Consider the following 14,489-nt stretch of genomic DNA (forward strand, 5'->3'; position numbering starts at 1 on the left):
TAATCATATCCACACCTCATTTAATATAAAATATGTTTTCTATTATAAACGATTTTCGTTACATTGCTTTACTTATTTAAAGTGATGAATATGCACCGTCCCAAACAATTTTTCGGTAGTGCTCCGGGTCAGTATCCCCTTCAGTACTTATGACTAAAATTTCCGAATCAGCATTGATTTGTAACGCCTCTTTTATTTGTGCCAATGTATGATTTTCCGTTAACAAACTTACGATGCCAATGCCAATCCCGCCACCGGATTCACCGGATATAATTCGAGGATCATTACCGATTGGATTAGCTAATATTCGCATCCCTCTTGCAGCTACATAATCAGGTGAAGAGATAAATACATCTGCATAATCTTTTAATACATTCCATGCTGTTTTACTCGGCTCCCCACAGGCTAAGCCTGCCATAATTGTTTGTAAATCCCCTTTTACGGCGTGTGGGTTTCCATCATTCATCTTCATAGATTTATAGAAGCAATTCGCATTATATGGTTCAACAATAACGGTTAGCGGCCTGTTATCACCAAACTTTTCAACAAAGTAACTTTGAATACTAGCTGGAAACGAACCGACCCCAGACTGTAAGAATACATGGGTTGGACGACTTGAACCTGTTTCAACAATTTGTTCCATTGCCTCATCAATAAGTGTGGCATAACCTTGCATAATCCAATTAGGGATTTTTTCATACCCATCCCAAGCTGTATCTTGTACTAATACCCAGCCATTTTCTTCCGCCTTTTGTTTTGCTAAACGAACCGTATCATCATAGTTTAAATCGGTAATATATGCTTCTGCACCTGCTTTTTTTATATTATTTAAGCGAACTTCAGAAGACCCTTTTGGCATATAAACGACGGATCTTTGACCTAATTCGTTGGCTGCCCAAGCTATTCCCCGTCCATGGTTACCGTCAGTCGCTGTAACAAATGTAATGTCACCGAGCTTTTCTTTAATTTCCTTACTCCTTAATTTTTCAAAGGATAGTTCAGAAATATCAACATTTAATTTTTCTGCTAAATATTTTCCAACGGCGTAAGATCCACCAAGTACTTTAAAAGCGTTCAAACCGAAGCGATATGACTCATCTTTTAACCAAATATTTTTTACACCAAATTGGTTTGCTAAATCTTTTAAATGGTGAAGTGGTGTTTCTTTATATTGTGGAAAACTTTTATGAAACTCTCTAACCCTTTGAACGACTTCGTGATCCATAAATGATGTTGAAGCTTTCTTATACTCTATTTTTCTTGCATTTTCGTTCACTATGTATTTCATTACTCTTGAATTACCCATCTCCATCCCCCACTTTTTTTACTACATTTATAATGTAAATCATGTTGTATTCTTTCTTACCTTTTAAAAAAGCAATTGGCGACAAAATACACCAATTGCTTTTTTTTATATTCGTACTTTTTACAAAAACAACTTGTATGATTTTATTTTGCCAATTCATAAATGGCTTGTGCATATATCGCTGTTGCTTTTAATAAATCATCAACATAGGCATATTCATCCTTTTGATGCATTACATCTTCTCTTCCTGGGAAAAGGGCACCAAAGGCAACGCCATGTTCTAATGCTCTAGCATATGTACCGCCACCGATGGCTAGTAATTCCGCCTTTTCTCCCGTATGTTCTTCATAAACCTTTTGTAAAGTTTTAATGAGCGGATCATCTTTTTTCACATATGTCGGTTTCGAATCAGTGAAGTTTTCAAGCTGCAAATCAGATTCTTTCAACTTCGCTTCAATTCTTCTTTTACCTAAATCTATATTAAATGTCACTGGGTAGCGCATATTGCAACCGATTCTACCACCTTTATCCTTCGTATAACTCATGACACCGACATTAATCGTCAATTCACCGGAGTCTTCATCTTCAAAAACAATATCAAACACTTCGCCACGATCTTTATTGTAAAATTGAGCGATTGTTTCAATATATTTTTTACCCGCTACATCTAGTTCTACATCTTTTAAAAACTGGGCTAGGAAAATACCGGCATTTTTCCCGTTCCGTGGTTCGGCACCATGGGCACTCATACCGACAAGTGTTAGAACGAGCTTGCCCTCTTGTTTTGTAACTTTTCCTTCTAAACCTTTATTTGCAAGATATGCTTCATAATTTTCGGCAATTTTATCTGCATCGTTTTGAACCGTTAAATGGGCTTCGGCGAAATCAGGAACCATGTTATAGCGAAGGCCGGATTGGAAGGATAACAATTGAACTGGTGCGTCTCCCTCGCTGTTTTCTGGCTTTTACACAATATCAAAGTCAGAAATTCCCTTTTCCGCAAAAATAATCGGGAAGTCGGCGTCAGGAACAAAACCTAATGTCGGCATTTCTTCATGTTTAAAGTAATGGTCAACACAGCGCCAATCACTTTCTTCATCCGTACCGATAATGAGGCGGACTCTTTTATTAAGCGGAAGTCCTAATTCTTTCACAATTTTCATTGCATAATAGGCTGCCATTGTTGGACCTTTGTCATCGCTGGCACCACGGGCATAAATCTTTCCGTCCTTAACAACTCCACTATAAGGATCCACACTCCAGCCGTCTCCTTCTGGTACAACGTCAATATGGCCGAGAACTCCGACAAGTTCGGAACCTTCACCCATTTCGAGGTGACCTGCCAAGTTGCCGACATTTTTCGTTTGAAAGCCGTCTTTTTCACCTAAATGTAATAGAAATTGTAATGCTTCTTGTATTCCAGGACCTAGCGGCGCGTCTTCCGTTGCATTTTCTTCATCAAGAACACTTTTAATTTGTAAAAGACCTTGTAAGTCTTTAATAAAATCGTCTTTACGCTTTAATACTTCGTCCATCCAATGAATTTCAGTCATGTTTGATGTACTCCTTTCTAGATTCGCATGTACCTATTAATATTACCATTTTTTATAAAAAGGAATGCATTCTTGGGAGATAAAGATATAAAATTTCATTGTTTTTTGAGAAAATCTTTCTTTTTTAAAAATGAATTTTGGTTATTTCCTTTAAAATATGCTAATTTTATAGATTTTTATTTTAAATATGCACCTATAATCTGGAGTTTTGTACGGAAATTGAGTTTTTTGTGCGAATCTACGTGAAAAATGTGCGAAACGAGCAAAATTCATGCGAAATTCCGATATTTTGTGCGAATCCAAAAAAATTCCCAATCAAAATAAAAAAAGCTGAACTGCAATTGTTTAGCCTTTAATCCCATTCGTACGGCGTTTCTTGATATACATAGTAGTTCAACCAGTTAGAAAATAATAAATATCCGTGGGAACGCCATGTATGTAGTGGGCGTTTATTTACATTATCATTCGGAAAATAATTTTTTGGTATTGCCGTACCTAACCCCTTCTTTTGATCCCTTACATATTCATCTAATAGGGTTGTTGCATCATATTCTAAATGTCCTGTCATCATTATATTTTTCCCATCTTTAGACATGATGATAAACGGAGCACCTTCTTCTGAAACGGATAGAAGCTTTAATTCTGGATGATTTTCAATCGCTTCCCTGGAAACATCAGTGTACCTTGAGTGAGGTGCATTAAAAATTTCATCAAAACCCCGAACAAGTTTTTCCATTTGGTCAAAAACATTATGTTGGAACACCCCAAAACATTTAGCAGGTAACTCAAATTTTTGAATTCCATAATGATAATACAACGCAGCCTGGGCGCCCCAACAAATATGCATTGTTGAAGTAACATGAGTTTTTGACCATTCCATAATTTCCTTTAACTCTTCCCAATAATCAACTTCTTCAAACTCCAACTTTTCAACCGGAGCACCAGTTATTATCATTCCATCAAAGCGACGATGTTTAATTTTTGAAAAAGTCGTATAAAAATGTTCTAAATGATATTTGCTCGTATTTTTTGATTCATGGGTAACTGTTCGTAACAAAGTAATATTCACTTGAATTGGAGTATTACCTAGTAAACGTAGTAATTGTAATTCCGTTGTTTCTTTTTGTGGCATTAAATTTAAAATAACGATATTTAATGGTCTGATGTCTTGTGTAAGCGCACGGTCCTCATCCATAACAAATACTCTTTCTTCTCTTAAAATTCCCCCAGCAGGCAAATTCTTCGGTATATTAATTGGCATTGAGCTTCTCTCCCATTGCAATTTTGGTGTTTCCCTTATTATATATGCTTTGTTAAAAAATTTACAATAATATTAATTCAGAATATTATTTCTAGTAATTTTAAGCTTTTAAAAGTTCAACAATTGCGCGTCCCGCCACACGTCCGGTAAATAAACAGTTTCCTAAAAATGTACCTTCAAGGGAGCGATAACCATGAACACCACCACCACCAAATCCTGCGACCTCTCCAGCCGCAAATAATCCTGGAATTGGTTCACCATTTTCATTTAAAACTCGGCTTGAAAGATCCGTTTGCAATCCACCAGAGGGATGACGGTCCAGGTAAAATACGAATACCGTGATGGGACCAAATCGGATTCCAGTTTTTAACTCCTTCCGTGTAATGCCACATCCGATCCCGATTCACAATTCTTCCCCCTATTTTTTGTAATCGCTAGCATTCTACCATCTACATGTTTCGGCACTCCGGAAAGCATATGCTTCGGTGGGTTACCTAATCTTTTTGGCCAATTTTTTCTTATTAATTCGAAATTGGCCCCGATACCGCCACTAGAAACTAGAATCGTATCTCCATAATATTCAAATTCCCCAACAACTTCTCGGTTACTATCTTGACCGCGTTCAATCTTGGATTCTTTTAAAATTGAACCAGACACCCCAACAACAGTACCATTTTTTGTGAGCAATTCATCTACACGATGTCTCGGTAAAAAAGTTACTAGACCGTTTTTCATATGTTCTTTTACTCTTTGTGCAAAGGGCTCGACAAGTGCGGGACCTGTTTCCCAAACAATATGAAAACGTGGAACTGAATTGCCATGACCATCCGCTAAATATCCCCCTCGTTCAGCCAACCAACAACGGGGAAAAACTTTATTCCAAGGTTCTTTAACCAGGCCCGTTTCTCACCTGCAGCAAAATCCACATACGCTTCTGCCCATTTCCTCCCCCAATAATCTTCATCTTCTCGGTCAAACCCTGACGTTCCTAACCAGTCTTGCCATGCAAGCTCCCGTGAATCTTTTATCCCCATTCTTCGCTGTTCAGGAGAATCTACTAAAAATAATCCCCCAAAGGACCACCTTGCTTGTCCTCCCATTGATTGCTCAGGCTCCTGATCAAGTAGTAATACTTTTTTACCTGCGTTTGCCATTTCAACTGTTGCCGTAAGACCTGCTAGACCTGCACCAACAACAATACAATCGTAGTGCATTAAAAGTCCCCCCTTAATAGCAACCCTTTTCTCAAATATAAAAAGGTTATGTTTTAGCGCTCTAATTCTCTAAAATATTTTTATATTCAGTATATATTTCCGCATATAATGCAGTCAATTTTTACTAAAACAAAAACTCGGATTACATTTTACTGAAATCCGAGTCCTACAACTTTATAAATAGATTTTTTTATACTTCCTTTTGCTTCTTCCTTGATGAATCCATTTTACGTTTTCCAGTTTCCCGATTCGTTGTTCCTTGACCCTCTGTTTCATGGGAACTTAAACCGATTGTCGATGGATCTGCTTTTCGTTTCGACATTCAATTCACCTCCAAACGTTAGTATTCCTTAAAATTAGCTCTCTATAATATGTATGTTAAAATATAATAAACAAAATACACCGGAGCATACGTTTTTTTATACACTCGGGTGTATTTTAAACTCTTTTCCAGCATTAACTTACCGTTTCTATATCGTTATCATTCTGTTTCCCTTCTGTACGTTCAACATAAACTGCACAAACTGCATCTCCTGTAATATTCATCGCCGTACGACACATATCAAGTAATCGGTCAACACCAAGAATTAATGCGATTGCTTCAACAGGTAAGCCGACAGATGTTAATACCATCGACAACATTATGATTCCAACACCAGGGACACCTGCGGTACCAATACTTGCTAATGTTGCAGTTAATAAAACAGTCAATAATTGACCTAGCGTTAGATCGCCCCCGACAACTTGAGCGATAAACACCGTAGCCACACCCTGCATGATCGCTGTTCCATCCATATTAATTGTCGTACCTAATGGTTGGACAAATCCACTAACTGTTTTTGAAACACCTAGATTCTTCTGTGCAGTTTCCATTGATACTGGTAATGTGGCACCACTACTTGAGGTACTAAAGGCAACTATCATTGCAGGGGAAAAACCTTTAATAAATTTAATAGGATTCATTTTTCCTAAAACTTTTATAGCCGAACCATATACGAGGATTAGATGAAGTAGTAATACGAATAGTACGACAAAGAAATATTTACCCATTGCCATAATCGCATCGAAACCTTGACCACCAATTGCTGTTGCAATTAAAGCAAAGGCACCGTATGGAGCGAACTTCATAACGACATTAACTAAATACATGAGGACATCATTTGCTTGTTCAACTAACTTTACTAATCCTTCTACCTTGGTACCTAGTCTCGCTAGAGCAAAACCTACAAAGATTGCAAACACAATGATTTGTAGCATATTTTCTGAAACCATGGCATCTATAGCATTTGTTGGAATGATGTTGAGTAATGTATCTATTACTGGTGGTGCCTCATTTGGTTCAAAATTTTGTCCCTCCATAGAAAAGTTACTTGAACCAGGTTTAACAATTAATGCTGTAATTAAAGCGAGGGTTATAGCTAATGAAGTTGTTACCAAGAAAAATGAAATCGCTTTCAATCCGATGCGACCTAATTTAACAGGATCACTTATTCCTGCCGTACCTAAAATAAGTGAAACGAGAACGATTGGTACAACAAGCATTTTAATTAAGCTAATAAAGATTGTACCTAAAGGATTTAAAATATACGTATGGAATGTGTCAAAAATATTGGACAGTGCTAAATTAAAAATAAGCCCGACGATAATCCCAAATAACATCCCTAACAAAATCCTTTTCGTCAGTGACATTCCACCTTCACCTCCTATTACATATTTGTTACAAACATATTCATGATGTTCTAAAAGCATTCATATTTTCATAAAATCTTTTTTGTTTTTTCGTCCATAAAAAGGACCTGAACAAAACAATAAAATTGTCTGTTCAGGTCCTTAAGGTCTACACTATCGAATCGTTGGTAATTAACCACCTAAATACCGGCTTTTTTCACCGGATTTAATAATAATATTAAACCCACTCGCACTCCCATGTGCAATCACTTCTTCCAAATTTGACACGTCCATTTTCGTTTCGATCCAAACCGTCTTTTCCGATTTCCCTTGAAGGGTAACTGTATATGGACCATACTCATTCATTAGTTCAAACATTTCTTTATCATATCTGTCATAAAACTCAACAGTAAACTGGACTTCATCTTTACTGAAATTTTCCATTACTAAATGACATTCTCCGTTTAAAATTGAATCATAGCGATTTGTAATATAAATTGGAATAAAAGGAAAATTCACAACCCTTTCATTTGAAAACATAAAAAATGCCGGAGCGTATGTTGGTCCATACACCCCGGACATATAATATTTTTTATTTGTTCTTTTATTCAAAAGCTGGAGCGGCTGATTCTGGATAATTTTCTTCTAAGTATTTTTTCACTTCTGGACTTGTAATTGCTTCAGCTAGTTTTTGAATTAGTTCAGAATCCGCATTATCTTCTCTTGCAACTAAAGAAATAGCAAAATCATCAATAGGATCTTCTACTAATAAAGCATCTTTACTTGGCGTTAAGTTTAACGGCATTGCATATGATGGATACATTACAGAAGCATCTACATCATCATACATTCTTGCTAACATTAATAAGTCAACTTCTTCAAACTTATAATTTTTTGGATTTTCTTCAATATCTTGTACTGTTCCGTAAATCCCTGTTCCTTCTTTTAATTGAATAACACCTTCAGCCTCAAGGAATGCCAGTGCACGACCTAAGTTTGTTGGGTCATTTGGCACCGCAATTGTTGCACCTTCTGGGAGCTCGTCTATTGTTTTATATTCTTTTGAATATAGTCCCATCGCTGCATGGTAAACTGGTTCAACAACTACTAAGTTACTATCATTATTATCATTAAAAGCTTGCATCCAAAGTGCATGTTGGAAGAAGTTTGCATCCACTTCTTCGCTAGCTAATGCTGTATTTGGTTGAATGTTATCACTTACTACAACATTTTCTACCTTAATTCCTTCTTCTGCTAATAAATCTTCAGCAATTCCCATAATTTCAGTAACAATTTCAATTGAACTTGCAGTAGCTACTTTTACTGTTTGCTGTTCAGTACTTGTATCTGTACCTTCATTCGTATTTTCGGCAGAGTCATTGCCTGCTTTTCCACATCCAACTAATAAAAATACCATTGCTGCTACCGTGATGAATAATTTTTTCATTATGTAAATACCTCCTAAAATTTATCGCATATCAATTTTCTTAGACACAGTAGTTCCAATAAATTGAATAAGCTGCACTAATATAATCATAATGACAATCATATAAAACATAAGTTCTGTTTCAAAACGCTGATACCCGTAGCGGATTGCAAAGTCTCCTATTCCACCACCACCTACGACACCAACGATCGTTGAATAAGATATAAAACTAATTGTAGAAGTTGTTAAACCTAAAACTAAACCTGAACGTGCTTCGACATATAAAAATTTAAATATTATTTTAGGTACAGAAGCCCCCAATGATAATGCCGCTTCCATTACCCCTTTAGGAACATCGATTAACGACTGTTCAACTAATCTAGAGTAGTAGGCTACAGCCATAATAGCTAAGGGTACCGTTGCTGCGGCAGTTCCAATCGCCGTTCCAACAATCCACCTTGTGAATGGAATGAGAAATACGACGAATAATAAAAACGGAAATGAACGAACAATATTAACAAATAGATTAAGAATAGAGAAAAGAATTTGATTTTCTAACAATTGTCCTTTTCGTGTTAAATAAAGGAGCGTTCCTAAAGGCAATCCTAAAAATATCGCAAACAAAATGGAAATTCCGACCATTATAAATGTTTCCCCGATTGACTGCCATATTTCAGTCTGGTATTGTACTAATACTTCTGGCATCATTAATCTCGCCCCTCTCGTAACTGGGCTAAAAACCAATCCGGATTGTGACTGTGTTTATGGATCCCTTTTGGTTTTATTTCAACCGTTTCATATACTTTTCCATTCTCTAAGATCGTTATTCGATTACATATACTTTTTATTACGTCCATTTCGTGGCTAACAATGACAATTGTAACCCCTAAATTTTTATTAATTGACTGAAGTACTTTAAGTATTTCTGCCGTCGTATTGGGATCAAGGGCCGATGTTGGTTCATCACATAATAAAATTTTCGGCTTATTAGCTAGTGCCCTTGCAATACCTACCCGTTGTTTCTGTCCGCCACTTAACTGACTAGGGTACTTGTATATATGTTCCTTCAATCCTACAAAATTTAATACTTCCATTGCACGGTCATATCTTTCGCTTTTTGGATACTTTGCTAATTCCAATGCAATTAAAACATTGTCTAGAATTGTTTTATTTAACACTAGATTAAATTGCTGGAAAATCATTCCAATCGACTGACGAGCAACACGTAATTGCTTTCCTTTCAATTTTGTAAAATCTTGACCATTTACAATGACAGATCCACTTGTCGGAACCTCTAGAAGATTAATTAACCTAAGTAATGTAGATTTACCAGCACCGCTACGGCCAATAATTCCATAAATGTCTCCACGATTAATGGATAAGGAAATATGATCTAAAGCTTTGAACGTCTTATTATTTTGAATATACGTTTTACTTACGTTATGTATTGTAATCATTTCATACTACTCCCTTTTAAAGTGGACAACAAATGTAATTATAAATTATATTTATTGAAATGTCATATTTCTTTTAAAATGTGAAATGATGGTTTTATTTTATCCAATAAAATGGATTAGCAGATGCTCATCAGTTTTAACGTTATAATTGCATCGGTCACATATGATTTTTTCCTTTTTAAAAGACCTGAAAACCAGAAGAACCATCGTCCTTGATTTTCAGGTCTAATTTGCATTTAAATTTTATTTTTTCACGAGGCCTTGTTCAAGCATTACTTTTTCAATAGCAGCCAGAACTTCTGATTCATCTTCTCCACTTGCTTCAATTTTAATGGTAGCACCTTTTGGAACACCAAGAGACATTAGCCCCATAATCGATTTAAGATTAACTTTCTTTTCTTGATATTCAATAAAAACTTCAGATGTAAATGGTGAAACTGCTTGGACAAGTAAAGTTGAAGGGCGTGCATGTAACCCTGCTTCAGCTGTAATTGTAAATGTTTTTTCTTTCATTTATTTCTCCTCCATTTGTATATGAATGATAAGTGATTGATTATTAGATCATTGAATTAAAAACTACTGAATTGGTTTTTTCATAAATCCTAGTAGCAAACCAGAAACAACAGCTCCGGTGATGACTGAAAGCAAGTAAAATAATACATTTCCATCAACTAACGGGAATACAAATATTCCACCATGTGGAGCATGTAAACCGATGTCAAAGAACATGGATAACCCACCTGCAATCGCTGAACCTAGCATTAAAGTTGGAATGACACGTAATGGATCTGCCGCTGCAAAAGGTATTGCACCTTCAGTAATGAAAGATAAGCCCATAATATAGTTGACCTTACCTGCATCTCGTTCCTGCGGTGAGAATTTATTTTTATAAAATGTAGTCGCAATCGCAACGGCTAAAGGAGGTACCATTCCTGCAGCCATGATGGCGGCCATCGGTGCATAAACACCACTGGCAATTAAACCCGTACCAAAAACGTATGCAGCTTTATTTACTGGACCACCCATGTCAACAGCCATCATTAATCCTAAAACAATACCAAGCAACACTGCATTTCCTGTACCAAGACCGGTTAACCATTCGGTAATCGCTTTATTAAGTAATCCAACGGGAGTATTCACAACAAAGACCATAATTAACCCGGTCAAACCAATACCTAGTAATGGATAAAGCAAAATGGTCTTTATTCCTTCGATGGATGCTGGCAACTTGCTAAGTATTTTTTTCAACCCAATCATCAGATAACCAGCTAAGAAACCTGCCACTAATCCTCCTAAAAATCCTGCTTCACCAATGGTTGCTAACATCCCCCCTACCATACCTGGTGCAAATCCTGGTCTGTCAGCAATACTCGAAGCGATGAATCCGGCTAAAACGGCTATCATTAATCCAAAGGCAGCCTGATCACCAATTGTGTTTAATGCCGCTGCAAATTCATTGTAAGAAGGATCGTTTGGGTCAGCGGAATTTACCCCAAATAAGAAACCAAGGGCTATTAGTATACCACCACCGACAACAAATGGGAGCATATTGGAAACACCGTTCATGAGATGTTTGTAAATTGTAGCACCTATGCCTCTTTGCTCTGTTTTTTCACTTTCTTTTGTTTCATTTTTATCAGCATGATAGATCGGAGCATCCTGCTTAACTGCCTTTTCAATTAGTTTTTCTGGAATACGAATTCCATCAGCGACAGCCGTTTCAATGACATGCTTTCCATTAAAGCGGTTCATTTCCACTTGTTTATCAGCAGCCACAATAACGGCTTCTGCACGTTCGATATCCTCAGGTGTAAGTCTATTTTTAACACCACTGGCTCCGTTCGTTTCAACTTTAATTTCAACACCAAGTTCTTCCGCTTTTGCCTTCAATGAATCGGCTGCCATATACGTATGGGCAATTCCTGTTGGACAAGCCGTAACAGCGACAATAAATTTTTTATCTTCAGCGCTTTGCTGAGGAACACTTTCTTCGTCTGATTCGTTAACGTTATCAACATCATTTTGATTAATAATCTCAAGTACTTCATCTACTGAATCCGCAGTCAACAACTGATTACGTATTTCTTTATTCATGAGAATGGTAGATAAACGTGATAATACTTGTAAATGAGTATTGTTGGCATCTTCTTTTGCTGCAATCATAAAGAATAAGTGTGCCGGTTGCCCATCTAAAGATTCATAATTAATGCCAGCATTTGATCTGCCAAAAGCGATTGCGGACTCCTTTACCGCATTTGTTTTTGCATGAGGAATCGCTATTCCTTCACCTATTCCTGTCGTACTTTGTGCTTCCCGTGCTAAAATAGCTTTTTTAAACTCGTCAGAATTTGTTAGTTTTCCGGCACGGTCTAATACTTCGACAAGCTCATGGATAACATTTGCTTTTGATGTACTTTCAAGCGATAAGTTTATTGTGTCTTTTGTTAATAAATCTGTAATTCTCATCTTCCTCAGCTCCCTTCTATAAGCACTCAATCTTCACTTGTTGAACCAAGTTTTCTACTTTATCCTTTGTGCATAAGCCCAGTGAAAATGCTGTTGCGCTACCAGCAGCGACACTGTAACGAAATGACTCTTCAAAGGATTTTGTTTTTTGATATGCAGCAATAAATCCTGCAACCATAGAATCTCCTGAACCTACAGTACTTTTCACGTCACCATTTAATCCAGGGGAATATAAGATTATTTCACTATTTACGAAAACAGCGCCATTTGCACCAAGGGATACAATAACATTTTGCGCTCCTCTTTTTAATAACTCTTGCGCATACGGAATCGCATCTTTCGGAGATGATATAACGGTTTTAAAAAGTTCACCAAGTTCATGTTGATTTGGTTTAATAAGAAACGGTTTGTAAGGCAGGACATTCCATAATAATTCTCCTTCCGCATCAACAACAAAACTTGTTCCATTTTGATGACAAATTTCACCTAACTCTTCATATGTCGTTTTCGGCATGCCAGATGGGATACTTCCAGCTAAAACGAGTACATCTTCATTTGTTAGCGACTTAACTTGTTCCTTTAATGCTATAAAGTTATCCTTCGTTATCTTTGGACCTTTGGCATTAATTTCCGTTTCCACTTCAGATTTAATTTTGATATTAATTCTAGTGTCATCACTTACTTTGATAAAATCAGTATTTATCGCCAAAGATTGTAAAAATTCCTCTATATATTTTCCTGTAAAACCACCAACAAACCCTAAAGCAGTACTATTGACATCTAAATTATTTAATACTTGTGATACATTTATTCCTTTTCCACCTGGAAATTTCGATTCATTCGTTGTCCGATTTAATTCACCAATGGAAACTTGATCTAATTCAACAATGTAATCGAGAGATGGATTTAACGTAACTGTATATATCATGCGCTGACCACCTTTATTGTCGTTTCACGTTCATATTGTGTCAGAATCTCTTTATCAATGGCATTTGTTATTATCATCGCATCCTTCAAATCAGCTATTCTTGCAAAGGTCACTTCTGAAAACTTTGATTCATCTGCAACTACATATACATCGCGCGTGAGCGTAATAGCTAGTTGTTTAACGGTGGCTTCCTCCGGATCTGGCGTAGTAAAACCATAATCTGGATGTATACCATTAACCCCCATGAAGCATTTATCAAAACGGAAATTTTTTAAACTTTCAATAGCACTTCGACCGACTAAAGCTTTTGTCGTAGGTTTTACATAGCCCCCGAGTAAAAATGTTTTTATGTTTCTACTTAAAAGGGCTTCGACATGCATTAATCCATTAGTCACAACAACGATATCGCTTGGTAGAAATGGAATCATTTCAAATGGTGTTGTACCAGCATCTATATAAACTGAGTCTCCTTCTTCAATTAAACTTGCTGCATATTTGGCAATCAGTCTTTTTTCTTGAACGTTTTTGGATGATTTTTCTACCATCGTTGGTTCTTGAAGCATATTTTGTAATCTTGCAGCACCACCATGGACCCGTTTTAATAATTTTTGTTTTTCTAATTGACTCAAATCGCGCCTAATGGTCGATTCGGAACTATTTGTTAATTCAACAAGCTCCTGAAGTTTAACGGTATTTTGCTTCTTTAATAGATCAAGGATGATCTGATGACGTTCTGGTTCTAACAAATAACCACCTCTTATAAAACGTTTTCAATATTACTTTCAATTTGAATTTTACATGCGTATGCATTAAAAGTCAACCAAAAACATTCAAATTCAATCACCATTAATCAATATCAACCAAAAAATTCCACTATAGCCATTCAATTTATTTCTAGTTTTACCCACAGCTTTAAAAAAATCCCTAAAACAAAAGATTTCGAAGTCAAGGGTATGTGGAACAGGAGTTTGTTATTGATTATCATATGTATTGATATATCCTATTTTAACTCCATGACAAATCTCTCCTTATCCTCTGACTTTCATCTATAGAGCATTAAAAACATAACAACATTAGTAGTACAGACCTAGGCCAAGGTTTGTGCTACTATTTTTTATTGTAGAAGTGAAGGAAGGTCGAACAGCTCCTGGGACCAAATAGAGTCCGTATTAATTGTTTGTTTATTATTATAAGGCTGGAATACGAGTTT

The 14,489-nt window shown here is 36.4% G+C and carries 12 protein-coding genes and 2 pseudogenes; all 14 read right to left on the reverse strand.

Features of this window, described 5'->3' with window-relative positions; all coding sequences use genetic code 11:
* Positions 1 to 76 precede the first annotated feature (76 nt).
* The gene (dpaL, locus tag GW534_RS06480) at positions 77 to 1,306 is read right to left on the reverse strand and encodes a diaminopropionate ammonia-lyase (protein WP_161920241.1); all 1,230 of its coding nucleotides are present in this window, start codon (positions 1,304 to 1,306) and stop codon (positions 77 to 79) included.
* A gap of 143 nt (positions 1,307 to 1,449) precedes the next feature.
* Positions 1,450 to 2,859 (reverse strand): annotated as a pseudogene (gene pepV / locus GW534_RS06485) (dipeptidase PepV).
* Between the two features lie 352 nt (positions 2,860 to 3,211).
* Positions 3,212 to 4,120, reverse strand: a complete 909-nt coding sequence (metA, locus tag GW534_RS06490; protein WP_161920242.1) for a homoserine O-acetyltransferase MetA — start codon at positions 4,118 to 4,120, stop codon at positions 3,212 to 3,214.
* Positions 4,121 to 4,220: 100 nt separating this feature from the next.
* Positions 4,221 to 5,334, reverse strand: a pseudogene (locus GW534_RS06495) (FAD-binding dehydrogenase).
* A 190-nt stretch (positions 5,335 to 5,524) separates the two neighbouring features.
* Complete coding sequence (locus tag GW534_RS06500; RefSeq protein ID WP_161920243.1) at positions 5,525 to 5,656, reverse strand: YuzL family protein; 132 nt, start codon at positions 5,654 to 5,656, stop codon at positions 5,525 to 5,527.
* A gap of 134 nt (positions 5,657 to 5,790) precedes the next feature.
* Entirely contained in the window at positions 5,791 to 7,023 is a 1,233-nt protein-coding gene (locus GW534_RS06505) for a dicarboxylate/amino acid:cation symporter (protein ID WP_161920254.1), read from the reverse strand.
* A 171-nt stretch (positions 7,024 to 7,194) separates the two neighbouring features.
* Positions 7,195 to 7,542, reverse strand: a complete 348-nt coding sequence (locus GW534_RS06510) for a hypothetical protein (RefSeq protein ID WP_161920244.1) — start codon at positions 7,540 to 7,542, stop codon at positions 7,195 to 7,197.
* A 64-nt stretch (positions 7,543 to 7,606) separates the two neighbouring features.
* A complete protein-coding gene (locus GW534_RS06515) occupies positions 7,607 to 8,449 on the reverse strand; it encodes a MetQ/NlpA family ABC transporter substrate-binding protein (protein WP_161920245.1) in 843 nt (280 codons plus the stop codon).
* A 21-nt stretch (positions 8,450 to 8,470) separates the two neighbouring features.
* Positions 8,471 to 9,133, reverse strand: coding sequence for a methionine ABC transporter permease (locus GW534_RS06520; protein ID WP_161920255.1), 663 nt, complete (start codon positions 9,131 to 9,133; stop codon positions 8,471 to 8,473).
* A gap of 2 nt (positions 9,134 to 9,135) precedes the next feature.
* Positions 9,136 to 9,885 carry a methionine ABC transporter ATP-binding protein gene (locus GW534_RS06525; RefSeq protein ID WP_161920246.1) on the reverse strand — a complete coding sequence of 250 codons (750 nt, stop codon included), beginning with the start codon at positions 9,883 to 9,885 and terminating at the stop codon, positions 9,136 to 9,138.
* A gap of 243 nt (positions 9,886 to 10,128) precedes the next feature.
* Positions 10,129 to 10,398 (reverse strand): phosphocarrier protein HPr, encoded by a 270-nt coding sequence (locus tag GW534_RS06530; protein WP_161920247.1) that lies wholly within the window; start codon positions 10,396 to 10,398, stop codon positions 10,129 to 10,131.
* 63 nt (positions 10,399 to 10,461) lie between these two features.
* Positions 10,462 to 12,351, reverse strand: a complete 1,890-nt coding sequence (locus GW534_RS06535; protein ID WP_161920248.1) for a PTS fructose transporter subunit IIABC — start codon at positions 12,349 to 12,351, stop codon at positions 10,462 to 10,464.
* 16 nt (positions 12,352 to 12,367) lie between these two features.
* Positions 12,368 to 13,279: a 1-phosphofructokinase gene (gene pfkB / locus GW534_RS06540; protein WP_161920249.1), complete on the reverse strand. Its 912-nt coding sequence runs from the start codon at positions 13,277 to 13,279 to the stop codon at positions 12,368 to 12,370.
* Positions 13,276 to 14,025 (reverse strand): DeoR/GlpR family DNA-binding transcription regulator, encoded by a 750-nt coding sequence (locus tag GW534_RS06545; protein ID WP_161920250.1) that lies wholly within the window; start codon positions 14,023 to 14,025, stop codon positions 13,276 to 13,278. The genes pfkB and GW534_RS06545 overlap by 4 nt, the downstream gene beginning before the upstream one ends.
* Positions 14,026 to 14,489 lie beyond the last annotated feature (464 nt).

This window comes from Pallidibacillus pasinlerensis (genome assembly GCF_009996845.1).
Lineage (GTDB): Bacteria > Bacillota > Bacilli > Bacillales > Caldibacillaceae > Pallidibacillus > Pallidibacillus pasinlerensis.

Excerpts from the sequence above, each read along its gene's own strand:
- dpaL (WP_161920241.1), bottom strand. The coding sequence starts at position 1,306 with ATGGGTAATTCAAGAGTAATGAAATACATAGTGAACGAAAATGCAAGA.
- metA (WP_161920242.1), bottom strand. The coding sequence starts at position 4,120 with ATGCCAATTAATATACCGAAGAATTTGCCTGCTGGGGGAATTTTAAGA.
- GW534_RS06500 (WP_161920243.1), bottom strand. The coding sequence starts at position 5,656 with ATGTCGAAACGAAAAGCAGATCCATCGACAATCGGTTTAAGTTCCCAT.
- GW534_RS06505 (WP_161920254.1), bottom strand. The coding sequence starts at position 7,023 with ATGTCACTGACGAAAAGGATTTTGTTAGGGATGTTATTTGGGATTATC.
- GW534_RS06510 (WP_161920244.1), bottom strand. The coding sequence starts at position 7,542 with ATGTTTTCAAATGAAAGGGTTGTGAATTTTCCTTTTATTCCAATTTAT.
- GW534_RS06515 (WP_161920245.1), bottom strand. The coding sequence starts at position 8,449 with ATGAAAAAATTATTCATCACGGTAGCAGCAATGGTATTTTTATTAGTT.
- GW534_RS06520 (WP_161920255.1), bottom strand. The coding sequence starts at position 9,133 with ATGCCAGAAGTATTAGTACAATACCAGACTGAAATATGGCAGTCAATC.
- GW534_RS06525 (WP_161920246.1), bottom strand. The coding sequence starts at position 9,885 with ATGATTACAATACATAACGTAAGTAAAACGTATATTCAAAATAATAAG.
- GW534_RS06530 (WP_161920247.1), bottom strand. The coding sequence starts at position 10,398 with ATGAAAGAAAAAACATTTACAATTACAGCTGAAGCAGGGTTACATGCA.
- GW534_RS06535 (WP_161920248.1), bottom strand. The coding sequence starts at position 12,351 with ATGAGAATTACAGATTTATTAACAAAAGACACAATAAACTTATCGCTT.
- pfkB (WP_161920249.1), bottom strand. The coding sequence starts at position 13,279 with ATGATATATACAGTTACGTTAAATCCATCTCTCGATTACATTGTTGAA.